General features: G+C 62.9%; 21 protein-coding genes and 1 tRNA gene. 7 read left to right on the forward strand and 15 right to left on the reverse strand.

Annotated features, from left to right (window positions below; all coding sequences use genetic code 11):
• Positions 1-8: 8 nt before the first annotated feature.
• The 5 genes from GM909_RS07060 to GM909_RS07080 all read right to left on the reverse strand — a co-directional run bounded on the left by GM909_RS07060 (position 9) and on the right by GM909_RS07080 (position 3,923).
• A complete protein-coding gene (locus tag GM909_RS07060) occupies positions 9-527 on the reverse strand; it encodes a DUF992 domain-containing protein (RefSeq protein ID WP_157015494.1) in 519 nt (172 codons plus the stop codon).
• Between the two features lie 151 nt (positions 528-678).
• Positions 679-2,655 carry a threonine--tRNA ligase gene (thrS, locus tag GM909_RS07065; RefSeq protein ID WP_157015495.1) on the reverse strand — a complete coding sequence of 659 codons (1,977 nt, stop codon included), beginning with the start codon at positions 2,653-2,655 and terminating at the stop codon, positions 679-681.
• A gap of 180 nt (positions 2,656-2,835) precedes the next feature.
• A complete protein-coding gene (locus GM909_RS07070) occupies positions 2,836-3,012 on the reverse strand; it encodes a YegP family protein (protein ID WP_157015496.1) in 177 nt (58 codons plus the stop codon).
• Between the two features lie 73 nt (positions 3,013-3,085).
• Entirely contained in the window at positions 3,086-3,430 is a 345-nt protein-coding gene (gene yidD / locus GM909_RS07075; protein WP_157015497.1) for a membrane protein insertion efficiency factor YidD, read from the reverse strand.
• Between the two features lie 46 nt (positions 3,431-3,476).
• Positions 3,477-3,923, reverse strand: a complete 447-nt coding sequence (locus tag GM909_RS07080) for an iron-sulfur cluster assembly scaffold protein (protein ID WP_157015498.1) — start codon at positions 3,921-3,923, stop codon at positions 3,477-3,479.
• A gap of 229 nt (positions 3,924-4,152) precedes the next feature.
• Here GM909_RS07080 and folE point away from each other — a divergent pair, with 229 nt between their 5' ends.
• From folE to GM909_RS07095, 3 genes are all read left to right on the forward strand, one after another.
• Complete coding sequence (gene folE, locus GM909_RS07085; RefSeq protein ID WP_157015499.1) at positions 4,153-4,788, forward strand: GTP cyclohydrolase I FolE; 636 nt, start codon at positions 4,153-4,155, stop codon at positions 4,786-4,788.
• A gap of 40 nt (positions 4,789-4,828) precedes the next feature.
• Positions 4,829-5,287, forward strand: a complete 459-nt coding sequence (gene hisI / locus GM909_RS07090; RefSeq protein WP_157015500.1) for a phosphoribosyl-AMP cyclohydrolase — start codon at positions 4,829-4,831, stop codon at positions 5,285-5,287.
• A 97-nt stretch (positions 5,288-5,384) separates the two neighbouring features.
• Positions 5,385-6,359, forward strand: coding sequence for a patatin-like phospholipase family protein (locus GM909_RS07095; RefSeq protein ID WP_157015501.1), 975 nt, complete (start codon positions 5,385-5,387; stop codon positions 6,357-6,359).
• A gap of 9 nt (positions 6,360-6,368) precedes the next feature.
• Here the strand turns inward: GM909_RS07095 and recJ are convergent, their stop codons facing one another.
• From recJ to GM909_RS07120, 5 genes are all read right to left on the reverse strand, one after another.
• On the reverse strand, positions 6,369-8,159 hold the full coding sequence (recJ, locus tag GM909_RS07100; RefSeq protein ID WP_157015502.1) for a single-stranded-DNA-specific exonuclease RecJ: 1,791 nt from the start codon (positions 8,157-8,159) through the stop codon (positions 6,369-6,371).
• 52 nt (positions 8,160-8,211) lie between these two features.
• Complete coding sequence (gene glpX / locus GM909_RS07105) at positions 8,212-9,189, reverse strand: class II fructose-bisphosphatase (RefSeq protein ID WP_157015503.1); 978 nt, start codon at positions 9,187-9,189, stop codon at positions 8,212-8,214.
• Positions 9,190-9,389: 200 nt separating this feature from the next.
• Positions 9,390-10,703, reverse strand: a complete 1,314-nt coding sequence (locus tag GM909_RS07110) for a homoserine dehydrogenase (RefSeq protein ID WP_157015504.1) — start codon at positions 10,701-10,703, stop codon at positions 9,390-9,392.
• Positions 10,704-10,747: 44 nt separating this feature from the next.
• On the reverse strand, positions 10,748-11,965 hold the full coding sequence (locus GM909_RS07115; RefSeq protein ID WP_157015505.1) for an LL-diaminopimelate aminotransferase: 1,218 nt from the start codon (positions 11,963-11,965) through the stop codon (positions 10,748-10,750).
• A 120-nt stretch (positions 11,966-12,085) separates the two neighbouring features.
• A complete protein-coding gene (locus tag GM909_RS07120; RefSeq protein WP_157015506.1) occupies positions 12,086-12,505 on the reverse strand; it encodes a hypothetical protein in 420 nt (139 codons plus the stop codon).
• 94 nt (positions 12,506-12,599) lie between these two features.
• Here GM909_RS07120 and GM909_RS07125 point away from each other — a divergent pair, with 94 nt between their 5' ends.
• Positions 12,600-14,435: a PHA/PHB synthase family protein gene (locus GM909_RS07125; protein ID WP_157015507.1), complete on the forward strand. Its 1,836-nt coding sequence runs from the start codon at positions 12,600-12,602 to the stop codon at positions 14,433-14,435.
• 360 nt (positions 14,436-14,795) lie between these two features.
• Here the strand turns inward: GM909_RS07125 and GM909_RS07130 are convergent, their stop codons facing one another.
• Entirely contained in the window at positions 14,796-15,032 is a 237-nt protein-coding gene (locus tag GM909_RS07130) for a hypothetical protein (RefSeq protein WP_157015508.1), read from the reverse strand.
• Between GM909_RS07130 and GM909_RS07135 the strand changes: the two genes are divergently transcribed.
• Together GM909_RS07135 and GM909_RS07140 are read left to right on the forward strand one after the other, a co-directional pair.
• A complete protein-coding gene (locus GM909_RS07135) occupies positions 15,031-16,242 on the forward strand; it encodes a YcbK family protein (RefSeq protein ID WP_235911706.1) in 1,212 nt (403 codons plus the stop codon). The genes GM909_RS07130 and GM909_RS07135 overlap by 2 nt on opposite strands.
• Before the next feature lie 73 nt (positions 16,243-16,315).
• Positions 16,316-16,391, forward strand: a tRNA-Glu gene (locus GM909_RS07140).
• A 101-nt stretch (positions 16,392-16,492) separates the two neighbouring features.
• Here the strand turns inward: GM909_RS07140 and GM909_RS07145 are convergent.
• From GM909_RS07145 to GM909_RS07160, 4 genes are all read right to left on the reverse strand, one after another.
• The gene (locus GM909_RS07145; RefSeq protein WP_157015509.1) at positions 16,493-17,221 is read right to left on the reverse strand and encodes a DUF6065 family protein; all 729 of its coding nucleotides are present in this window, start codon (positions 17,219-17,221) and stop codon (positions 16,493-16,495) included.
• Between the two features lie 214 nt (positions 17,222-17,435).
• Positions 17,436-20,201: an autotransporter family protein gene (locus GM909_RS07150; RefSeq protein WP_157015510.1), complete on the reverse strand. Its 2,766-nt coding sequence runs from the start codon at positions 20,199-20,201 to the stop codon at positions 17,436-17,438.
• Positions 20,202-21,293: 1,092 nt separating this feature from the next.
• Positions 21,294-21,869: a hypothetical protein gene (locus GM909_RS07155; protein WP_235911708.1), complete on the reverse strand. Its 576-nt coding sequence runs from the start codon at positions 21,867-21,869 to the stop codon at positions 21,294-21,296.
• Positions 21,862-22,713: a helix-turn-helix transcriptional regulator gene (locus GM909_RS07160; RefSeq protein ID WP_235911709.1), complete on the reverse strand. Its 852-nt coding sequence runs from the start codon at positions 22,711-22,713 to the stop codon at positions 21,862-21,864. Before GM909_RS07160 ends, GM909_RS07155 begins: the two co-directional genes overlap by 8 nt.
• An 865-nt stretch (positions 22,714-23,578) precedes the next feature.
• On the opposite strand from GM909_RS07160, the gene GM909_RS25710 reads away from it, so the two are divergent.
• Positions 23,579-24,886, forward strand: a 1,308-nt coding sequence (locus GM909_RS25710) for a hypothetical protein (protein WP_198174153.1), incomplete at its 3' end; no start/stop codon positions are given.

A 24,886-nucleotide genomic window follows, 5' to 3' on the forward strand; every position in this document is an offset into this window, starting at 1 on the left:
GGCGGCTGTCAGTTCACGGTCGACAATGTCATCGACGTCCCCGTGGCCGCGACGTTGAGGCCCGTCTGTCCGGTCAGGCTGATCGGCTGAAGCTGCACCGACCCCGTCGTGCCGCCGAACAGCACATTGGCCCCGACCCCGACGCCCGCGGTCGCCTCGGCCGTGACGCCCTGGTAGAGTCCGGTCAGGGAGCCTTGGTGATAACCGGCCGTCGGCGCGAAGACGGCCCACAGCATCCGTGTGCCGGTGGTCACCCCGACATCCACGCCAAACCGCCTGATAACGCCGACATAGCGCTCCGTTGAGGCGCTGTCGGCGCTCGGGCGAAAGACGCAGTCGACCGTCTTGGCCGAACCGAGAAGGTAACCGACACCGCCGCTGATTCCGCAATCAAGATAACCCACGCGCGCGCCGCCATAGGCGCCCGGATTTGGCTGCTGAATGACGGCACCGTCTGCGGCATTGGCGACAGACGTGCCGGCAAGGGTTATCGGCGCAAGCAAGAGCACTGCAAGAATCGTTTTCATCCCTGTCTCCTTCCGAAGAACGGCGTCAAAGAACCTCTGACGCGCTAAATTAACGATCGAGACAGAAATTCGATCCACCGGCCCATTGCGGGCCGGAACCGCCCGGCAGGCAAGCCGGGCGGTCGCTCTCAGGTGGCATATTGGCCCCGTTTCAGGCCGCGCGCTCGGCGTTGCGGCGCAAATCCGGCGGCACGGCCTCCGCGGCCAGCGTTTCAATGGCTTCGGCGAGCCCCATGGAATGCTGATCGCGCGAACCCAGCCGGCGCATGTTGACGGTGCCCTCTTCCGCCTCGCGCTTGCCGCATACGAGAATGACCGGGACCTTGGCCAGCGAGTGCTCGCGCACCTTGTAATTGATCTTCTCGTTGCGCAGGTCGAGCTCGACCTGCAGGCCGGCGCGGCGCAACTTGTCGACCACAACGCGCGCATAATCGTCGGCATCCGAGGTGATCGTCGCCACCGCCACCTGGACCGGCGCGAACCACAGCGGGAAATGGCCGGCATAATCCTCCATGAGGATGCCCAGGAAGCGCTCCATCGAGCCGCAGATGGCGCGGTGGATCATCACCGGTTGCTTCTTTTCCGAATCCTTGTCGATGTAGAATGCGCCGAACCGTTCTGGCAGATTGAAATCGACCTGGGTCGTGCCGCATTGCCACTCGCGGCCGATCGCGTCCTTCAGCGTGTATTCGAACTTCGGACCGTAGAAGGCGCCCTCGCCCGGCAGGATTCCGGTCTTGATGCGCCCGCCCGACTGCGCCTCGATGGTCTTCAGAACGTCCATCATCACGGCCTCGGCGCGATCCCACAATTCATCCGACCCGACGCGCTTGTCCGGCCGCGTGGACAATTTCACCACGACGTCGGTGAAGCCGAAATCCTCGTAGACCGAGAGGATGAGATCGTTGATCTTCAGGCATTCCGCGGCCATCTGCTCTTCGGTGCAGAAGATGTGCGCGTCGTCCTGGGTAAAGCCGCGCACGCGCATCAGCCCGTGCAGAGCGCCGGACGGCTCATAGCGATGAACGATGCCGAATTCCGAAAACCGGATAGGCAGTTCGCGGTATGACTTCAAGCCGTGCTTGAAGATCAGGACATGGCCGGGACAGTTCATCGGCTTGAGCGCGAAGATACGCTGGTCTTCCGCTTCCTCGTCGGCCGAGCGCACAGCGAACATGTTTTCCTTGTACCAGCCCCAGTGACCCGATGTCTGCCAGAGCGAGTGGTCGAGGACCTGCGGCGCATTCACCTCCTCATAATCGGATGCGAGCCGGCGGCGCATATACGACACCAGGTTCTGGAACATGCGCCAGCCCTTGGCGTGCCAGAAGACGACACCCGGCCCTTCCTCCTGGAAATGGAACAGGTCCATTTCCCGGCCGAGCCGGCGATGGTCGCGCTTTTCGGCCTCCTCGAGCATGTGCAGATATTGGTCGAGCTGCTGCTGGTTGGCCCAGGCGGTACCGTAGATGCGCGTCAGCATCGGATTGTTGGCGTCGCCGCGCCAATAGGCGCCGGCCACCTTCATCAGCTTGAAGGCATTGCCGATCTGGCCGGTGGACGCCATGTGCGGCCCGCGGCACAGGTCGAACCAGTCGCCCTGGAAGTAGATCTTGAGGTCCTGATCGTCGGGAATGGCGTCGATCAGTTCGACCTTGTAGGCCTCCCCCTTGTCGCGGAATACCGCCCTGGCCTTGTCGCGATCCCAGACTTGCTTGGAAAACGGCATGTTGCGGGCGATGATCTCGCGCATCTTCTTCTCGATGACGGGGAAATCGTCCGGCGTGAAGGGCTCGTTGCGGGCAAAGTCGTAATAGAAGCCGTTTTCGATGACCGGTCCGATGGTGACCTGCGTTCCCGGCCACAATTCCTGCACCGCCTCGGCGAGCACATGCGCGGCGTCGTGGCGGATCAGTTCCAGCGCGCGCGGATCGTCGCGCGTGACGATCTCGATGCGGCCATTGGCAACAGGATCCGCAAGATCGTGCAACTCGCCATCGATCGCCACGGCCACCGCCTTCTTGGCAAGCGACTTCGAGATCGATTCGGCAACCTCGCGGCCGGTCGTTCCGGCAGCGAACTCACGGATGGAATTGTCGGGGAACGTCAGAGAAATGGCATCGGCCATTGTGCGTCCTTTCTATCCAGTCCCGCCTACCAACGCGGGTGGTTTCGATATGAACGCCACGGGGAACGACCGTCCCCCGCAGCGGCGCGCGCTAGATAACCGGGCCAAAGCCGCACGTAAAGACCCTTGCTGGCGCAACGCGACGGCCGCGAAGGGACCGGCGACAGTCGGGGATGTTTGTCAGCTGATGTCTTCGACCGGCGCGTCGGGGCCGTTTTTCTTTATGGAATCGATGGCGTTTTGGGCGCTCGTCTTCGACGAATAGCCTTCGGTGGAGAACATGATCTCGCTGTTGTACTTGAAGCGAACGCGATACTCGCCAGCCTTGTCCTTGTAGATTTCGAATTTGTGAGCCATGACGGCCTCCCCTCTCTCGATGAAACGATACGGGGCCAATGTGCCCACTGTGGTGGCCGTGGGCAAGTCTCGTTCAGTCGCTTTGCTCACCGTCGCTGCACCGGGACGAGATCGACCAGTAGCGCCAGGGCATGTACCAGACGTACCGCTCATCGAGTTGAACCGGAACGGGATCGAGCCCATGCGTGCCGCCTGGCCCGCAGCGCAGAACCCGAAACAGCCCCATCCAGCCGCCGGGCCACAGGCCGTGGCGCGCGATGGCCTCATAGGTGTATTCCGAGCAGGTCGGCAGATGTCGGCAGGAATTGCCGACAAATCCCGACAGGGTGAGTTGGTAAAGGCGCACCAGCGCCGTACCGGCGATGCGCCCCGGTGTTTTCGGCCATAAGCCCTTGAAATTGCGGGTCGTGTTCACCATCCTCGGCTGGGCGCCATAGAGAATTCCGGACCGGATCGGTTGCCTGCTAAACCACAGCCTCGGCGCGCCTTTTCTCGATCTGCGATATCGCGTCGACCACGGCGTCGAAAGTCAGCATCGTCGAGGCGTGGCGGGCCTTGTAGTCGCGCACCGGCTCGAGATATTTCAGATCGGCAAAGCGCCCCTCAGGCGGCGGGCCGTTCTCCTTCAACATGCGCAACATCGCCTCGCGCACGTCGCGCAGTTCGCCCGCCTTGGCGCCGACCACATGGGTTGCCATGATCGACGAGGATGCCTGCCCCAGGGCGCAGGCCTTCACATCATGGGCGAAATCGGTGACCACATCGTCCTGCATCTTCAGATCCACCGTCACGGTCGAGCCGCAAAGCTTCGAATGCGCCGTGGCGCTGGCATCGGGTTCGTCCAGCCTGCCGACTCGCGGGATATTGCCGGCAAAGCCCAGAATTTTCGTATTGTAGACGTCATCGATCATGATTTTCTTCCACGCGGCAGTCCTGCAGTATGCCAGCACCTTTCATTCGGCGCGATGTGGCTTATATAGTGGTCGTATTCCGGATGCGGCAAGGTGGCTTTCCGCCAGGCGATCACGGAAGCTGGACGCCGCTTTCAGGCCCGCCAGAAACTGGCAGTGCGTTCCCTGAAAAGGCTGTGGTCCGTTCAACTCGTTCCTCCTGCGAGGGGAACTACGGGAGACGCTTTTCATGGATGCGATCGTGAAAAAATTCAATACGCTTGCCAAGCCCAACGTCGCCGAACGCGAACGTCCGACCCAGGATGAAGTCGAATCCGCGGTTCGCACGCTTCTGTCGTGGTCGGGCGACGACCCGGATCGCGAAGGCCTTGTCGATACTCCGCAGCGTGTGGCGAAAGCCTATCGGGATATGTTCGACGGATACGACAAGGATCCGGTCGAAGAGCTCGGCCGCACCTTCGAGGAAGTCGCCGGCTTCGACGACTTCGTGATCGAACGCGACATCTATTTCCATTCGCATTGCGAGCACCACATGCTGCCGATCATCGGCAAGGCGCATGTCGGCTATCTGCCGGACGGTCGAGTGGTCGGCCTGTCGAAGATCGCCCGCGTGGTGGATATCTTCGCCCACCGCCTGCAAACGCAGGAGGCCATGACGGCGCAGATCGCCTCGACCATCCAGGAGGTGCTCCAGCCGCGCGGCGTGGCGGTCATTGTCGAGGCCGAACACATGTGCATGGCCATGCGCGGCATCCGCAAGCAGGGTTCCACCACACTGACCTCCACTTTTACCGGCGTGTTGAAGAAAAGTCCGGAAGAGCAGGCACGTTTCATGTCGCTGCTGCGGGCCGGCGCCCGGCCGTAAGGCCGTCGCCTCGCCAGCCGTCCCCGTAAGGAATGAACGAATGACCGGACCTGTGTTCGATCCGCCGGCGAAGGACAAGAGCGAGCTGGAAGAAGGGACGCGCTTCACGCCCCGTTTCGACGCCGGCGGCCTCGTGACGGCGATCGTCACGGATGCCAATGACGGCACGCTCCTGATGGTGGCGCACATGAACGACCAGGCGCTCGACCTGACATTGAAGACCGGTATCGCACATTACTGGTCGCGCTCGCGCAATGCCTTGTGGAAGAAGGGCGAGACCTCCGGCAATTTCCAGGAGGTGATCGAGGTGCGCACCGATTGCGACCAGGACGCCGTATGGCTCAAGGTCCGGGTTGGCGGGCACGATGCAACCTGCCACACCGGCAGGCGTTCCTGCTTTTATCGAAAGGTTTCGAGAGAGAATGACGACGTTCGGCTGATCGATGATGGCAGTGCACCTCTTTTTGACGCAAAGTCTGCCTATCGGTCGGTCAAGTAGACTGGCCAAATGAATGCGCGGCATGTGAAATGCGGCATATTCACACTTCAGTTACAGCTGCTCTATAATTCTGGACAAGGGCTTCACGGAGATCACGATGCTCGAATGGGCATCCCTGCGCACACGCGGAGAGGGTCGCGAAGGTTCCATCTCGAACCGGGATGGTGAGACCCAGAACACCGCAACACAAGGCAATGACGGCATTGCCTTGGCCCTGGGTGGCGGCGCTGCCCGTGGATGGGCTCATATTGGCGTCATCCGCGCGCTCGAGGAAGCCGGAATCAGGATCGACATGATCGCCGGCACATCGATCGGCGCCCTGGTCGGCGGCTGCTATCTGGCCGGCAAGCTGGATGAGCTTGAAGAATTCGCCCGCAGCATCACGCGGCGGCGCATGTTCGGCCTGCTCGACCTCAATCTGGGCGGCAGCGGGCTCTTCGGCGGAATGAAGCTTACGGCACGAATGCGCGAGCATCTCGACGGCGTGACCTTCGAAGCGCTCGACAGGCCGTTCGTATGCGTGGCGGCCGAGGTGCGCACGGGCCATGAAATCTGGCTGTCGAGCGGCTCGCTGATCACCGCAATGCGGGCCTCCTACGCCCTGCCCGGCGTGTTCGAGCCGGTCGTCGCCAACAAGCGCGTTCTGGTCGACGGCGCGCTGGTCAATCCGGTTCCCGTTTCCGTGTGCCGGGCTTATGAACAGCCGATCGTGCTTGCCGTGAACCTGCATTACGACCTGTTCGGCCGCGCTGCCGTGATCCGCCACGATGCCGGCGAACTCGTTGTCGACAAGGATGCGCATGACGGCATCCCGCAGAAATCGCGTGAGGCGCGACAACGCGAATCGAAGCTCGGCATCACCGGCGTGATGATGGAAGCCTTCAACATCATTCAGGATCGCATCTCGCGAGCGCGGCTGGCCGGCGACCCGCCCGACCTCTCCATTCAGCCCAAGCTCGGCCATATCGGTCTGACGGAGTTTCACCGCGCCGACGAGGCGATCCGCATAGGGTACGAGGCGACCCAGGCCAATCTGGCGGAACTGACACGGCTGCAGGATGTCCTGACCTGATCTTGCAGATCAGGCGGCCGCTGCATCCGTTAGCCGGAACTGCACCGATTTCACCCCATTCCAGAAATTGGCTGACACAGTGCCAGCGAGGTGTACCGTCTGCCCGCGGTTATCGAGCAGGAAGCGCCCGAGCGGGGCATCGGCCGCCCGAAAGGCCATGGCCTGCATGCGGCCTCCGGCCTGCGAACGAAGGTCGACCCGCAGATGGCCGCCGGTTCCGACTTCACGGATCGCCGCTATCGTGTGGCGCGGCAAGACGAATTGCGGCGGGGCGTGACCGGCGCCGAACGGACCGGCACGCTCAAGCGTCTCTAGTAGCGCCAGGTTGGCGCCTTCGGCGCTCAGCGCCCCATCGATCTTCAGGCTTGCCTCGTCGATCAACCGGAAAACGTCGGCGCCCGCCTCCTCTTCGAAGAATGCCCGCAATTCACCGAGCCTTGCCTTGTCGACGGTTATGCCGGCAGCCATGGCGTGACCGCCCCCCTTGACCAGCAGCCCCTTTTCCACCGCACGGCGCACCAGCCGGCCGAGGTCGAATCCTGGCACGGAGCGGCCGGAACCTGTCCCCTGGCCGTTATCGTTGAAGGCGATCGCGAAGACCGGGCGGCGCGCATGATCCTTCAACCGCGAGGCAAGCAGGCCGACGATGCCGGCATGCCAGCCCTCGCTTGCCGCCACCAGGATTGCCGGCCCCTGCCCCGCGGCAAGCTCGGCGTCGGCCTCGGCTTTTGCCTGTTCGAGCATCTCGCGCTCCATGGCCTGGCGTTCCTGGTTCAACCGGTCCAGCGCCTGGGCAATGTCGCGCGCCTCGGCCGGATCGTCAGTTGCCAGAAGCCGGGCCCCAAGCGCGGCGTCGCCGATGCGCCCGCCGGCATTGATGCGCGGACCGATCAGAAAGGCAAAATGGAAACTGTTGACGGGCTCGCCGATGCGCGCCACCGCCTGCAGCGCCGCCAGTCCGGCATTGTCCTGCGACCGTGCGGCGAGCAGTCCCTTGACGACGAAAGCGCGGTTCACGCCGACGAGCGGCACCACGTCGCAAACCGTCGCCAGGGCCACGAGATCGAGAAGCGAAAGCAGGTCCGGCAGCGGCTGCGACGGCCCACCGGCGCGCAGGAGCCTCGTCGTCTCCACCAGGGCCAGAAAGACCACCCCCGCGGCACAAAGATGTCCCTGCCCCGATATGTCGTCCTCGCGGTTCGGATTGACGACCGCCACCGCCGGCGGCAGATCGCCGCCGACCTGGTGATGGTCGAGCACGACGACCTCGGCCCCGGCTTCGTTGGCGGCGGCGATCGAGGGCGCGCTGTTGGTGCCGCAGTCGACGGTGACGATGAGCGATGCGCCGCGGGCGACGAGATCGCGCATCGCCTCGGGGTTGGGGCCGTATCCTTCAAATATGCGGTCGGGAATGTAGATCTCGCAGTCGAGGCCGAAATGACGCAGATAGCGTTTCAGTATGGCGGAGGATGCGGCCCCGTCGACGTCGTAGTCGCCGAAGATCGCGACCTTCTCGCGCCGCCGGATCGCTTCGGCAATGCGCGTTGCCGCGCGTGTCATGTCCGTCAGCAGCGCCGGGTCCGGCAAAAGGTCGCGAATTGTCGGGTCGAGGAAGCGCGGTGCATCGTCGATCGCCACGCCGCGCCCGGCCAGGACGCGCGCGACGATATCGGGAACGCCATGCGTCTGGGCCATGGCGAGTGCGACATTCTCCTGCCGCTCGTTCAGCCGATGCTCCCAGGCATGGCCGGTCGCAGAGCGTCTGACATCGAGAAAGAAGCGTCTTTGGCCGCTGGTCATGGCCGCTTTCGTTTCACAGCGGCCAGGGAAACGCAAGCGGCCGCAGGATGGCTCAGAACTTCTCCAGATCCTGGTGCTGCGCCTTGATCTCGCGCACGGTCTTTGACGAGGAGCGCATGACGATCGTGTGCGTGTTGATGGAATCTCGGCCGAACTTGACGCCGGACAGGAGATTGCCGTCGGTCACGCCGGTGGCGGCAAATAGAACGTCGCCGCGCGCCATCTCCTCCATCGCATAGACCTTGTTGGGATCGGCAATGCCCATCTTCGCCGCGCGCGCGATCTTGTCGTCCGTGTTGAGCTGCAACCGCCCCTGCATCTGGCCGCCGATGCAGCGCAGCGCAGCCGCCGCCAGCACGCCCTCGGGCGCGCCGCCAATGCCGAGATAGATGTCGATGCCGGTGTCGTCGGGATTGGTCGTGTGAATGACCCCGGCCACGTCGCCGTCGCCGATAAGGCGAATGGCGGCGCCTGTGGCACGAACCTCCTCGATCAGCCGCGCGTGGCGCGGCCGGTCGAGAATGCAGGCGGTAAGTTCAGCCACCGCGACACCCTTGGCCTTGGCAAGGTTGGCGAAATTTTCGGTCACGGGCGCGTCGATATCGATGACGCCGGCGGGATAGCCGGGACCGATGGCGATCTTGTCCATGTAGACGTCGGGCGCATAAAGCAGGCTGCCGCGTTCGGCGATCGCGATGACGGCCAGCGAATTGGGCAGGTTCTTGGCGCAGATCGTCGTGCCTTCCAACGGGTCGAGCGCGATGTCGACCTCGGTCCCCTCGCCGGTTCCGACCTCCTCGCCGATATAGAGCATGGGCGCTTCGTCGCGCTCGCCTTCGCCGATGACGACCGTACCCTTGATCGGCAGGCGGTTCAGTTCGGAACGCATGGCGTCGACCGCCACCTGATCGGCCGCCTTCTCGTCGCCGCGACCTCTGAGCCGCGCTGCGGCCACTGCCGCGCGTTCGGTGACGCGGACAAGCTCAAGAGTAAGAATGCGATCGAGACCGGCCGAGACGTTCTTGGGCATATGCAAATTCCTGAAGACAGATCTAAAAATCAGCGAGACTGCGCATAGACACGCAATTCGGGAACTCTTTTGGCAAACCGCCCCATGCTCGGCAAGAGGAGCACGGGGTCCTCTTGCCATAACAATCGATTGAAAGTTCAAGGTATTTTCAAGGCAGGCCGCCCGAACGCGATCGACGCGGCCTCTTCGCGCCAGATCGGCTATTCGGCCCGCTCGATACGGATGACCTGCGGTGTGTCGACGAGATGGCCGTCCGCGGTCATCTCCTTCACCGCCTTGCGCACCGCGGCCTCGGTCGTCTCGTGGGTCACGAGGATCACCGTCTTCCTGTCATCGGCCATGTCGCCGTTGGCGTGCTGGACGATCGATTCGAGCGATATGTCGTTGTCGGCCATGCGCCGCGCGATCGCAGCGAATACGCCGGTGCGGTCCGCAACAGTCAGGCGAATGAAATAGCCGCCGGCATGGGCGCGCATCCGCGCCCGCTTGTAGGGTGTCAGTTCCCTCGCCGGCCAACCGAAGACGGGTCCGTGCTGGAAGCCGGGCCTGCTCTTGGCGATATCGGCAATGTCTCCGACGACGGCCGATGCGGTGGCCTCGCCGCCGGCCCCCGGCCCCGAAAGCAGCAGTTCGCCCAATATGTCGGTCTCGATCGCCACGGCATTCGTGACGCCATGGACCTGGGCGATGACCGAGGAAGTCGGCACCATGGTCGGATGGACGCGCTGCTCGATGCCGCTTTCTGTCTTTTGGGCAACGCCGAGCAGCTTGATGCGATAGCCGAGTTCGGCCGCAGCGCGGATATCGGCCTGGGTAATGTTGGCGATGCCTTCGAGATAGATGTCGCCGGCCGAAATCTCCGAGCCGAAGGCGAGACTGGTCAGGATGGCCAGCTTGTGCGCCGTGTCCTGGCCCTCGATGTCGAAGGTGGGATCGGCTTCGGCATAGCCCAGCCTCTGGGCTTCCTCCAGACACTCGGCAAAGGAGAGGCCGTCCTGCTCCATCCGCGTGAGAATGTAGTTGCAGGTTCCGTTCAGAATACCGAAGACCCGCGTCACCGCGTTGCCGGCAAGCGCCTCGCGCATGGTCTTGATGACCGGAATGCCGCCGGCGACCGCCGCCTCGTAATTGAGCAGCACGCCCTCCTTCTCGGCCGCCTGCGCAATTGCCACGCCATGGGCGGCGAGCAGCGCCTTGTTGGCCGTCACGACGTGGCGGCCGGCCTCGAGCGCAGCCTTGACGCAGGCATATGCCGTCCCGTTCTCTCCCCCGATCAGTTCGACGAAGACGTCGATGGGAGCGGACCTGGCCATCTCGACCGGATCGTCGAACCACTGCGCGTCACCGAGCGAGACACCGCGATCCTTGGCGCGATCGCGCGCCGACACTGCAGTCACGACGATCTCGCGGCCGCATTGGCGGGTCAGTTCAGCGGTCTTTTCGCTCAGCACCCGCGCAACCGAGGCACCGACCGTTCCCAGACCCGCTATTCCGACGCGCAATGCTTCACCCATGGTGATGACACCCTTTCATTTGTTTCAGGTATGTGGTGACCGTCTCAGCGGCGCGCGCTGAGCGGAACGATATTGTCGCCGGACGGCGCCGCGGCAGACAGGAAGCGCTTGATGTTGCGCGCCGCCTGACGGATGCGGTGTTCGTTCTCGACCAGCGCGATGCGCACGAAATCGTCGCCGTGCTCGCCGAAACCGATCCCCGGCGCCACTGCCACGTCCGCCTTTTCCACCAGAAGCTTGGAGAATTCCAGCGACCCCATGCCGCGGAACGCATCGGGGATCGGCGCCCAGGCGAACATCGTCGCGGCCGGCGCAGGCACCGGCCAGCCGGCCCGCTCGAAGGAGTCGACCAGCACGTCGCGCCGGCGGTGATAGATCTCGCGCACCTGCTCGATGTCGGACCCGTCGCCGTTGAGCGCCGCCGTCGCCGCCACCTGGATCGGCGTGAAGGCCCCGTAGTCCAGATAGGATTTCACCCGCGACAGCGCGGCAATGAGACGTTCGTTTCCGACAGCGAAGCCCATGCGCCAGCCCGGCATGGAAAAGGTCTTCGACATGGAGGTGAACTCCACGGCGATGTCGATCGCGCCCGGGACTTCGAGGATCGAGGGCGGCGGCGAACCGTCGAAATAGATCTCCGCATAGGCCAGATCCGACAGGATGATGATGTCGTTCCTCTTCGCATAGGCAACGACATCCTTGTAGAAATCGAGTGAGGCCACATGCGCCGTCGGGTTCGACGGATAGTTGAGGATCAGCGCCAAAGGCTTTGGAATCGAATGGCGCGCGGCCCGTTCCAGCGCCGGAATGAACCCCTCATCGGGGCTGGCCTGCATGGAGCGGATCACGCCGCCCGACATGATGAAGCCGAAGGCATGGATCGGATAAGTGGGATTGGGGCAAAGCACGACGTCGCCGGGCGCGGTGATCGCCTGGGCCATGTTGGCAAAGCCCTCTTTCGAGCCGAGCGTCGCCACGACCTGCGTCTCGGGGTCGAGCTTGACGCCAAAGCGGCGCGCATAATAGGCCGCCTGCGCCCGCCGCAGGCCTGGAATGCCGCGCGACGTCGAATAGCGGTGCGTGCGCGGATCGCGCACCACATCGCACAGCTTGTCGACGATCGCCTGCGGGGTCGGCAGGTCCGGATTGCCCATGCCCAGATCGACGATGTCGGCGCCCTGAGAGCGCGCGCTGGCTTTCAGCCGGTTCACCTGCTCGAAAACATAGGGCGGAAGCCGCCGCGTCTTGTGAAATTCATCCATATCGGATCCAGCCGGATGCAAGGGCGTATCGGCCGGCGATATACACCCGGAACCGGCACGAACCAAGAAGAATCCCGTTTGCCTGTCGCAGGGTCGGCGCGAAGGTTTAGCCGGAGCCTTCTACTCGGTCGCGGCCTGGCCGGCCGCCGCTTCAGCCTGGCGGCGGCCGATTTCGCGCAGCTGTTGCAGATCCGTTGCGCCGGGAGCCCCATTGGCACCCGCACGACTCTGACCGGCAAGCGTCTGGCGCAGTTCCTGCTTCTTGCTGCTGGTCTCTTCGTCCGACAGTTGAGGCGCGGCCGCGCGCGGCGCAATATTGAGGTTGGGATAGGTGCCCGTATTGCGTGGCGCAACTGACGTCACTGGTGCGTCCGCAGCCGCGGTCATGGATGCCGCCGGCGCGACATTATCGGTCGTAGACGACGCGCAGGCCGTGATCGACAGGCCGAGGGCGGCGAGAACACAAAGCCGCGCGGCAGTCACGAAAACTTCAGCTCGATCGGGCAAACAGACCATGGCGATTCCCATATTGCGCCCCATGGGACCACATGCTGCGGCGTCAAGCAATTGGACCCTGCGAGACGACGCGTGATAAAGTACCGAAAATTCGCCTGCGGGAGGAGACTTGCGCGACATGGGCAAGGCAAAAGACAAGAAACCGAACGACACCAACGCTACCTCGCAGGTCGAGCAATATCTGGTCAAGGACCCTGAGCTTTTCGCAATCAACCTGGCGCGCATGATCGAAAACGCCGGCAAGGCGGCGTCCGCCTGGGCTGCGCCGCGCGAGCGCGGCGAGCGGCGCGACAGCGTGTCCGAACCGGTCACCGACATGGTCAAGACGTTCTCCAAGCTGACCGAATACTGGCTGTCGGATCCCGGCCGTGCGATCGAGGCGCAGACGAGGCTTTTCTCGGCCTACATGAACGTCTGGTCGAGTTCCGTCCGGCGTTTCGGCAGTGGCGAAGATCCCGTCGAACAAATCGAGCCGGAACGCGGCGACAGGCGTTTCCAGGACGAGGAATGGGGCAAGAACGCCTTTTTCGACTTTCTCAAGCAGGCTTATCTCGTCACCTCGCGCTGGGCCACAGAACTGGTCGACAAGGCCGACGGGCTCGATGAGCACACCAGGCACAAGGCGTCCTTCTATGTCCGGCAGGTCAGCCAGGCCATGTCGCCGTCCAATTTCATCCTGACCAATCCGGAACTGTTTCGCGAGACGGTCGCCACCCATGGCGAAAACCTGGTGCGCGGCATGGAAATGCTGGCCGAGGACATTGCCGCGGGCAAGGGCGAGCTGAAGCTGCGCCAGGCCGATTGCTCGCAGTTCGAGATCGGCCGCAATATCGCGGTAACGCCCGGCAAGGTCGTGGCGCGCAGCGAACTGGCCGAGATCATTCAGTATCGGCCGACGACGAAGGAGGCCTTGAAGCGACCCCTCCTGATCTGCCCGCCATGGATCAACAAGTTCTACATCCTCGATCTCAATCGGGAAAAGTCGTTCATCCGTTGGGCCGTGGACCAGGGCCATACGGTTTTCGTCATCTCCTGGGTCAATCCGGATGAGCGGCACGGCCGCAAGGACTGGGGGGCCTATATCGAGGAAGGCCTGATCTTCGCCCTCGACACGATCGAGGATCTGACCGGCGAGAGAGCGGTCAACGCAATCGGCTATTGCGTCGGCGGCACCTTGCTGGCGGCGGCCCTGGCCATGCTGGCAAAGGAGGGTGACGAGCGGATCAAATCGGCCACATTCTTTGCCACGCAGGTCGATTTCCTGCATGCCGGAGACCTGAAGGTCTTCGTCGACGAGGAGCAGATATCGGCGCTCGAGCGGGCGATGGACGACAAGGGCTATCTCGAAGGAACCAAGATGGCCACGGCGTTCAACATGCTGCGCGCCGGCGATCTGATCTGGCCCTATGTCGTCAACAACTACATGCGCGGCAAGCATCCGATGCCCTTCGACCTGCTCTACTGGAATTCCGATTCCACGCGAATGGCCGCCGCCAACCATTCGTTCTATCTGCGCAATTGCTATCTGGAGAACAATCTCTCGCGCGGCCTGATGCCGTTGAAAGGGCACAAGGTCGCCCTCAAGGACATCTCCGTCCCCGTCTATAATCTGGCCACGCGGGAAGACCACATCGCGCCGGCCAAGTCGGTCTTTACCGGCTGTTCCCAGTTCGGCGGCCCGGTGGAGTTCGTCATGGCGGGATCGGGCCACATTGCGGGCGTCATCAACCCGCCGGCGCTCGGAAAATACCAGTACTGGACCGGCGGCCCGCCGGTCGGCTCGTTCGAGGACTGGGTGACTGAGACTACGCAAACGCCAGGCTCGTGGTGGCCGCACTGGCAGCAATGGATCGAACGCCTCGACAACGAACGGGTCCCGGCGCGCAAACCCGGCCGCAAGGGAAAGCGTTCACTGGGCGACGCGCCCGGCGAATATGTCAGGGCGCAGATATAGCTGCTCGTCCTGAAGCATCGTCGTCGATCTTCACAAAACGCACTGCATCCATCGCATATCCATCGAAGGCAACACGGCGCCGCGCCCCGGAAAATGTGCACGTTTCGTTGGCAGTCGGGCCAAGGCGCACCGACAATCGAATTGTAATATACGGAAACCTTCTGTGATCGAAACGTCGGGGAATTAAGGCGGGAAAACAAAATATTAACACGTTCTCGCCGTAATTGGAGCCTAGCGACATATTGTACAGTGAAGACGGATTCGGTAGGCCTCGCGCGAGAGGGGGCGGAATCGAAGCGTATCACCGCGGCGACCCCGAGACCGCCTAGCAGACGCATTCCTGACGAGAATTCGTGGCCCTTACGAGAATTTGCGGCCTTGACCAAATTTTGAGGCTTTTACGGGAAGTGGGGATCCTTTGACAGCATCGCAGGAGCCGGCAGCACGCAGAGCCAGGCGCGCCATCTTGGCAGCGGCTGCATGCAGCCTTTTGGCGTCCTGCACGGCGACCGGCGAGAGCCAGTTTGGCCTCGGCAATCCTTCCTTTTCGGGAACATCACAATCGCCCTTGGTCGCGTCCATGGAGACGGCGGCCATGGAGGCGATGCAAGGCGCCGATGAAAATTCGGCGGCCAGCGACGGCGGTTCGGGTGTTCCACCGTCGGTCATCGACGCGGACGACGAGGTTCTCCCGGCCGAAGTCGCCTATGTGCCAACCGGCAACCCGGCTGAAACTACCGACAACGCACTGGACCGTTCTGCCGCGGGTGCTGCAAGCGGCGCAGCCTCGGCAGACAGTCAGGCGGAAGTTTCAGCGCCGGCGGACGTGGAACCCGCATCCGCGAAGCAGACCGAGCCCACGAAACGCGGCTTTTTCGCCACCCTGTTTTCGGGCCAGCAACAGACCGCCGGCCAGGCCGCCCCGGCAGGAGGGCGCCGCGGCGAATCCGGATCGGCAACCGACAACTCCGCGCCACCGGCCGCTGCCGCGAAGACGGAAACGGTCGCCGCCGAAAGCGTCGAGGCCGAAGACGAAACCGCGCAAACAAGGACGGCCGAAGCGAATACCCCTGCCCCGCAGCAGACGGTCGAGCCGACAGCCTATGCCGAAAACACGCCCGATCCCGCGCAGACCCAGAAGCGGGGTTTTCTGGCCAGCCTCTTCTCCGGCCAGACGGCGCAGAGCGACCCGCAGCCGATCGTGCAGCAGGCTGTTTCCGAAACGTCCGCGAACTCCGAGCAGACCGCCGCCAAACCGCTTGTCCAACTGGCATCGGTCAGCAGGACGGCGGGCACTGAGCGCAGCGATTCGGCATTGCCCGGCGTGCGCCAGGATTCGCTGTTTGAAATCACCCGCAAATCCGGACTGGGCAATGACGACGACGTCGACCTTTATGAAGAATCGGGATCCGTCGACGTCGCCTCGGCCGCCGGTCTGGCGCGGCTCGCCCCGAACGGGCTGCTGAAGCAGACGGACGGCGTCGATGTCGGGTGCCTCAAGCCATCTCTCGTCAGGGTTCTGAAAACGATCGAACGGCATTACGGAAAGCGTCTCATCGTGACCTCCGGCTACCGCAATCCGGAGCGCAATCGCCGGGCCCGCGGCGCGCGCAACTCGCTGCACATGTATTGCGCCGCCGCCGATGTGCAGGTGCCCGGCGTCAGCAAGTGGGAGCTTGCCAAATATGTGCGCAGCATGTCCGGCCGCGGCGGCGTCGGCACCTATTGCCACACCAAATCCGTGCATGTCGACGTTGGTCCGGAGCGCGATTGGAACTGGCGCTGCAGGCGCCGTTCGCGGAGCTGAAAAAACAACACGCAAAGGGCATTTGCGGGGTTGTCTCCCAATCGGAAGCTGACTATAAGCCAGCACGCAGCGCGCGCCCATCGTCTAGCGGTCTAGGACGCCGCCCTTTCACGGCGGAAACACGGGTTCGAGTCCCGTTGGGCGTGCCAGCAAATTCAAGCACTTAGAACATGTCCCGCTCAAACGGAATGGTTTGAGCGAACGCCAAGCGCTTGTCGCGCGCGCCGTCCATGCGCGGTGCCCCCAAACGCTATCCGAAAGGCTTCAGGCGCAGCCGGCTGCGGTGGTCTTTCGGTCCGGGCGCCCCGGACGGACAGACGCCGCGGAAATAGGATTTCTGCCATCGTGCCCGCGCGGCGTCCGAGTCGGGATCTGATAGGTCTTCATTGAACGCGTTGCGGCTCTGCGACCATGTCTTGAATTCTGCCTCCAGCTCCGGGTTCTCGGAAAGCGGCCGCAATTCGGGGGCAACGGCCTCGAGTGCACCACGCCCGAGCGGAAAGAGATGGCAGATCGGCTCGTCTGCTTCGAAATGAACTCTTTGATTCGAGCGCGTGAATTTCCAGTTCATCGTGAATGTGTAAGGAGACCAGTCTGTCTCGATGACGCCCGAGAGCGGCGCAATGGCATCCTTCGGCCGGTTGAGCGGCCCGGTCACGAACAAGTCCGTTCCCGGGTCGGTCCGGAAAAGACAAGGCACATGGAATGTGAGGGTTCCGCTGCCAAAATGACTGATCGCGGACGGCGTGTTTCCCTGCCTCGCCTTGATGCGGACTGCGTCGATGTCGGGCCGACCGTCCCAAACGGCCGAAAAGGCGGTGGGATTGAGGATCTCCCAGCCGTGGGCATTGGCAACGTTCAGCGGCAGGCAGCGGTAGGCAAACCGCTGATCGGTCCGGTCCATCCATTCCCGTTCCAACGGCGCGGGACGGATTTTCAGCTCATGACCGTCGAGAACATAAGCGATAAGCCGGCTCATGATATCAGCCCCATCCCACAGCACCGAAGAGCATACCAGTCGCCGGCCGCGCCGCCGGATGCACGGCAACCGTATTCCCGGTCTTAGAGCACGTCCCGCTCAAACGGAATCGTTTGAGCGAAAGGTACATGCTCCAACATAGTGATCCGGCGCGGCTATCTTTGCTTCAAACGTTTCCGTTTGAAGCAAACGCGCGCCAGGCATTGCGCGGCCCTCACCACCGCACCTTGAAACCGATCTGACCGCCGAATGCATTGTGATCGGTGCCGTCGACATCGAAGGAATACGCGACGTCGCCGAAGGCGGACAGGTGCTCGTTGATATGGAAGGCGGTGCCGCCATTCACCTCCAGCCAGGTCCCTCCCGTGTCGGTCACGATTGGAACGGTGTTGAAGGTGACGACGGAATCCGCGGAGAACCCGTGCCACAGATTGACACCGACATGCGCCAGAAGCGACCCCATATTGCGTTGCAGGCGTGCTCCAAGCCGACCGGTCCACGAGTCGAAGCTGTCATGATAGATGTCCGAGAATGCATCGTGGCTGTCGTCGAAGTTGATATTCTGCCAGATGAGCTGTGCCTGCGGCTCGAAGGTCCATCCCTCGGCGATCGCGAAGGGCAGCCCGGTCTCGACTGAAGCGGCAAAGCTCGTGCCCTTGACGTCTCCGCCGATGCCGCGATTGGATGCCGACGTGCCGTCGAGCCAGCCATATTTGGCCACCACGTCGAGGTACCATCCGCTGGGCGCTATGCGGGTCCAGTAGCCGGCAATGCTGTCCTCGGTCATATCGAGATTGCCGGCCGGCACATTCAAGCCACCCAGCACATTGCCGGCGATGTCGCCCGACGTTTCGGCATGGGTATAGAACAGCCCGAAACGGTCGATGTGTCCGTTGTCATGTTCGATGCCAAGGACGTCGCTGCCGACCTGCAATCCCCAATAATGGCCGTCGAAGGCCGGCGCCATCTCGAAATCGGCAACGTGCAACGTCGCATTGGCGCCCAGATCGCTGTCGGCGCCGAAGACGCGGCCCCACAGGCCGGGCGGCGGGCTGTAATCATCCGATGGCATGTCGGCACCCTGCGGCTGGGCGGACGAATACATCCAGGCCCCGTCGCCGATCAGAAGCGTCTGGTCTCCGCGCCGCTGATGGAACGTGCCCATCGTCATCAGGCCCAGGCGCTGGGCGGCGAGCGGTGCAATCACATGCCCGGGAACCTCCGGACGTACGTTCGGGATCGGCGGCGAAGGAGGTGACGGCGGAGACGGTGGTGGCGGCCCCGGAGGAGGAGGCGACGGCGGCCCTGGAGGTGGAGGCGACGGCGGCCCTGGAGGTGGAGGCGACGGCGGCCCCGGAGGTGGAGGCGACGGCGGCCCCGGAGGTGGGGGTGCCGGCGGCGATGGCGGTGATGGAGGCGACGGCGGCGACGGTGGTGGTGGCGGCGGAGACACCGTATTGCGCAGGAACCAGTCGTCATCCGTTTGCGTATCCGCCGTCACGCCGCCGCGATACAACCCGTATTCAAATATCCCGGCGGCAACGATACCGCCGAGGGTGAACGCGCCGGTGGTCGTCGTGGCGTCGTTGGTCGCATCAACCACGAGGATGCCGTTGCCGGTCGTGAGGGCGCCAGGCCCGTCCACATTGGTGACGAACATGCTGGTCGAGCCGCTGCCCCGGCCACTCTCGATGACCAGTTGGTCGGACGGCGCTCCGTCACCCTCCAGATAGGTGTGCAGGTTGAGCGCTCCACCCTGCCCCACATAATTGCCGTGAATCGTGAACCTGTCGTGCGGAGAACTTCCCGGATTCGGATCGTTCGTCAAGTCGATGGCGCCGGCATTGTTCACCGTGACGAGCATCGATGAATCGGACGGCTGGATTCCGTAGCCTGCGCCTTCGGTGCCGCCGGCCAGGATCGAACTGGAAGCGTCGATGGACAGTGTCCCGGTACCGGTCCCCGTATCGCCGAGCGTCACGAAACCGTTCGTAAAGATAAAGACCAACTCCGACCCGTTTGTGAGGCTGATGTCCTCCCAGTTGATCAGGTTCTGCGGAGCATCGCCGGAATTGAAGCCATCGGAGTTTGTCGTGTTGTCCCAGACCAGCGTGTCCGTGCCCAAACCACCGTCGATTATCTTGCCATCAGTCAGGTTTGCATGCGTCAGATTAACGAACCGGGCAAAGTCGTTGCCTTCGCCCATCTGGACGGTCGCGGATATGCTTCCAAGACGCCAGATGAACTCGTCGTCGCCAGCGCCCATATCGACTTGAGTCTGGACAGTTCCATCTAGCAGTCGCAGAACGTCATTTCCGTCCCCGAGGGAGATCGTTCCGGCGAACAACCCGCGATTGATCACGGTGTCGTGGGAATCTCCAGAGCTTGTGATTCCATTCTCAACATCGCCGTCGGCGTGGTTGGTGAATACGTTGTTGCCTGAGCCGTCGAAAGAAACTCCCCCGTCGATCTCTCCGTGATTGTCGAAGCTGAAACTGTCATTGTTCGCAGCGCGAACGGCGTTATCCATCAGGCCGTTATTGGTCACCACCACACTGGTGTTGTTGGTTGCTGACAGATCGGTGTTGAGCGTGCCGTTGTTGGTAAAGGTGAAGCTAGTGTTACCATCGGCCAACATGTTGGCGTCGATTGTGCCGTCATTGTTGAACGTGCTCGTTCCCGGCCCGGAGATCGAGACGCCGTCAATGAAAACAGCCGTGGAATCAGCGTCGACGGTAACCGACCCTGTGATGTTGAGGGCGTTAGGGATTTGTCCTGTGCACACAAAAGTTCCAGCAGGACCCTCCACGCAATCGGCTCGTGCTTGCGAATTCAACCCGCCGATGAGCGCGATGGTCGCCACCGAGCCGAGCAACAGCTTGCGCAGTTCGTTGCCGGCGGCAATTCGGGCGGATCCAGCATTAGGGCGCGTGCGAACAAGCCTGCCTGCCTGCCGCGTCGCAAGATGCGGATTCGTCATCAATCCCCGGACTCCTCTCCTGGTGCCCCTTACGCAAGACCCGAATCCCCCAATTCGTGCACGAGACGGTGCCATACAATCGCTTAACGAACTAGCTTCATCGGCACACGCAGAGAAGTTGGACCTTGGGGCAATGCGAGACAGTGTCGGTCGTGCAACACAATGATCGCGGAGACACCCGTGCGAGGACAAATTGCCGACGCTTCCATGCGCAATATATATCGTATCCATTACCCTGCCGTGCCCGGGCGCCTTCGAGGGCGCTGCCCCACGGACAGAAACGACAGGAGGCGCATTTGTTTCTTCCGTCTGAAACCAGGCTACTCGCCGCCACGCAACGCCGATGGACCAGTGTCGTGCTGCTGGTCGCCGCAATTGCCCCGGTATTTCTTGCCGGATGCCAGTCGTCGCAGGGCTGCGCTGGTGCCGCGCCCGGAACGGAACGCTATGAGGCCTGCCGTGCCAGTGCCGAAGCGATCCTCAGCCGTCGCGACGGACCATAAGATGCGCCCCGACGCACGCACCATCGATTGCCAGTGTGAACGCCGCCCGGGGGCGACAGTTCCGGCTTCAACAGGCGTCCGCCGGAAGCGCTGATTCGTCCGATCGCACTCGACATTGCGGCCGATCGGTGGCAGATTTCATCCTACGGACGTTGGGCTTGCGACGCGGGGGTCGAAGCGTGACAGCCGAGAGGGGCGGCCTTGAGCGCAAGCATGAAAGTTGCCGCCCCTTCTTCTTCTTTCCGCCCCTGCCGTCGTGATCCGCGCCCACCCGTCGAGGCATGCCGGTTCGGCTGCCGCGCTTCCTCCTGGAACTGCGGATTTCCCGCTGACGGGCCGAGCCGATTGAGGCGACGGTCCGCGCAACCCCGACGAAGACCCGGCGCCGGCCCAGGGTTGCCCGAGAAGCCGGATCCGGGCCACGGCGCCCGTCGTGCGGGGGGCATAAGTCAACGGCCACCGCATGACCAGTATCGCGCCCGGCGGCCAATCGCATCAGATGCTCATTCGGATGAGTATATTAGCACTTGGTGCGTAGACAGGGATCTCCTGACGCCCTTCGGTCACCGACAAATCACAAGACTCGCACCTACTGCGGAAACCGATTCGTGCGCACGATGTGCCAGATCTGCTTGTTCACTTGCCCGATCTCATTGATGCAGGCGCCGATTCGGGCGAGTTCCCGATCGTCGATTGCCTCGATCTTTCCGTATTTGACGGCGTTCTTGCTGTCGAATATCCGCATGAGCTGAGTGTGCGCGGGCTCGCCCTTCTCGTCGAAGGAATAGATGCAGTGATTATACTTATTGCGTAGCTTGGCCTGCTGGTTCATCCGCTTCATCGCGTCCAGCACGTCCTGCCGGCATTGCGCGGGCGTTCTCGGCAGCTTGGCCAGCCGCTCCACGAGATCGATGCGGGCGCGCGTCGTGTTCAGCGTGAGGAAGATGATGATCGCCGTTTCCTTGTCGAGCCGTCCCAGGCCGGCCATGAGATAGATCAGCAGGCTTTCGGTGTTGGTCCAGGTGTAGTTGAGCTGTCCAACCAGAAGGAGCACCTGCTGGAAGCGGCCCGCGGGCGCGGCCGCGGCCGGCGCAACGGGACCGTCGGCAGCCGCGGCACCCGCGCTCCTTGTCGCTTGGGGAACGACTGCCGACGATTTAGCCATTGATGCGCGCCTCGATGAAGATGGCCGCCGCCTCGGTGCGGTTCGTGACCTTGAGCTTGCGGATGATGTTGTGGAGATGAATCTTGATCGTGTGCTCCGACAAGCCGAAGCGCCCCGCGATCACCTTGTTCGAGGTGCCGCGGGCAACCTGTTCGAGCACTTGCCGTTCGCGTACCGTCAGGTCTCCCAATTCTGGCGACGACGAAACGGGACGGGTCACTGCAAATATCGGGCCGTGATCGGGATCTGCCGGCAAAGCCGACCGGATCGATGAGGTCGGTGGTGCGCCCACCGGCATGTCGGCGCGCTCCTGTGCTGCCCATTCCGCTTGACCGCCAAACCCTCCTGCGTGGCCATTGTGATCGCGCGGCCGGTCGCGAATGAGCGATGTCGGTATGAATTCACCGCCCCTCAGGATCAGCGCCAAGGCGGCCAACCAGGTGTCGAGCCGCAAGTTCATCGGCAACACGCCACACAGGAAATCGCTCCGGCAGAGCTCGGCGTAGCAAACGTGCGCATCCGGCACGTCGTCGACAAGGACAGCCGCGGTCACGTTGGGATGATGGTTCCGATATCGGCTCCAATGGCTGCCAAGCTCACCAATCATGGCGCCGTCGACCAGGAACAAGGCGATCGATTGTGCCGGCGCGGCTTCCGTCGTTCCAACATTCTCGATCAGGCGCACAGTATATGATGGGAACTCGCGCTCCACGGCTGCGATCAGACACTCGGGAATCCGTTCACGCGGCGCGACAAAGACGATCACCTTGCGCTCCGCAGGCACCTGCGCGAGTTTTTCAATCCCGGTCGGCGCCTGTTGCGGATAGGTCGTGGGCTGAGTCAATGAATTCTGCCGAACGTTGCCGAACATCGTGCAACTCCCTGTTCGGCGCCCGGTCCGTCGATTATCGCCGGACCTGCGCCCTCGGCCACGCCGCCCTGCCCCTCGGTTGCGGACCTCGTCGTTTGCCTGGGCACTGCCTAGCATCGTTGCTGCACAAGGGGCCATTGGCCCGTTTTGACAGCAGCCTCCCTCATGGGGATTAGAGATTACGAGCTATCGTCGACCCCGACAGCCTCGATATTAGTCAATCTGCTGAGGATTTGGACAGATAGCCAATCGTATCTAGTCGTTTGCACGCCGCATGCTGCGCACTGAGTGCCTTGGCGGGAATTTTCCTACTCTGGATTGAACCGGGTGTGGGAATTGAGCCATTCGGCAACCGAGTCGCGCCTGCACCGCGGCCCAAACGGCGACCTGCCGGCCCGGCCGACCGTCAAAAGAGGTAGGCCGGCTACGCCGTTCGATTGAGTGCGCGTAAAGTGTTTCTGCAAAGACACCACTTTTTGATTATGTACTTCCGAGTCAATATTAAGCCTGCCCTAATACCGATTGAACCGTTTTCTTCCCTTATTGGGTTTAATCTACATGACTAGCTCTATTTCTTGACTCGTCACTCGCCACGGCCTGCTGCACGATTGCGATGTTCCGGCATGTTCGGGACACGGCCGCCTGTCTGTTTGGCCACACTGGTTCAAACAGATCCGGCAACGGAAGGGTGACCGTATTTCGGTGGGGAGGGCAAGTTCGACCGATCTGTTCATGCGTATCGGCAAGCCGAACTCCTCGACAACGCGGCAGCCGCGGCTAAGGCACCAAGAAGATGAATGGTGGTCATGCCCGCGGCCTCGATAGTGAGGCAAAGGAAATGGGTGACCGTAGAAATCACATCAAGCCTTGGGATCCGAAGAAGCAGGACCAAGAGCAAGATCAGGACCAGGATCAGGGACAAGGTCAGGGACAAGGACAAGGTCAGGGCCAGGCCCAGTTGGGTCTGCAGGCTCAGGGCCAAGGCCAGGCCCAGCACCAGTCCAGTGAGAACGAGAACTGGAACGGCAATGCGAATGGCAATGGCAACGGCAATCTGAACCTCAACGGCAACGCCAACCTCAATGCCAATCTCAACGCCAGCTACAACAAGAACGTCAACGTCAACGAGAGCAAGACCGACGTCGACGTGAAGGTCGATATCGGGCTCGAAGGTCTCGATCCTTCCGATGACGACTACGCCGATATCGACATTTATGGCGGCGCGCGGGTGGACAAGTTGCTCGTCAACCGCGACGGCGAGATCAACTACAATCCGGGCGACGACGTCACGTTCGACGATTTCCTCAATGGGTCTTTGAACGGTGGCGGCAACGACAACGCGTTCGTCTATGCCCAAACCAACCATCTGCAGGACAATGACCGTCTCGATAAGGCCGAAGTCTCGAACGACGGCTATTTCGATCAGGACGGCAGCGCCTATGGCGGCGATGCCCACTCTGACGAAGGCATCGATGCCGGCGGCGGCGGCGGCGGCCATGGCGACGCCGACGGCGGCGAAGGCGGCGAAGGCTATGCCAAGGGCGGCTGGGGCTTCGGCGGCGACGCCCTCGGAATCGCCAAGGGCGGCGAGACGAAAGGTGGCGATGGCGCTTATGGCGGCAACGGCACAGGCACCGGGCACGGCCTTGGTGCTGGTCTGGGCGTCGGCCTGGGCGCCGGCAAGGGTGGCGACGGCGGCGATGCCGACGGCGGCGATCAGGAAGGCGATGGCGGCGACGCCCTCGGAGCCGGCCTGGCAGGCGCCAAGGGCGGCGACGGCGACGCCGACGCTGATGGCGGCGACGGAACCGGCCTGGGTGTCGGTGTCGGCGTGAGCGGCGATGCCGACTCAACCGGCGGCGCAGGCGGCTATGGCGGCGCAGGTGGCCAGGGTGGCGCAGGCGGTGCCGGCGGAACCGGTGGCACCGGTGGTGCTGGCGGTCAGGCCGGCAACGGCGGCAATGGCGGCGACGGTTCACCTACCGGCCTCGGTCTCGGTGAAGGCGGCCCAGGTGGCTCCGGTGGCAACAGCGGCGCGGCTGGCGCAGGCGGTAACGGCGGTGCCGGTGGAACCGGCGGCGGCGGCGGCGGCGGCGGCGAAGGCGGCAGCGGCGGCATGGCCGATGGCGACACCGGCGACGCCGGC

Origin of the sequence: Mesorhizobium xinjiangense, from assembly GCF_009749525.1 — a bacterium.
Lineage (GTDB): Bacteria > Pseudomonadota > Alphaproteobacteria > Rhizobiales > Rhizobiaceae > Mangrovimarina > Mangrovimarina xinjiangensis.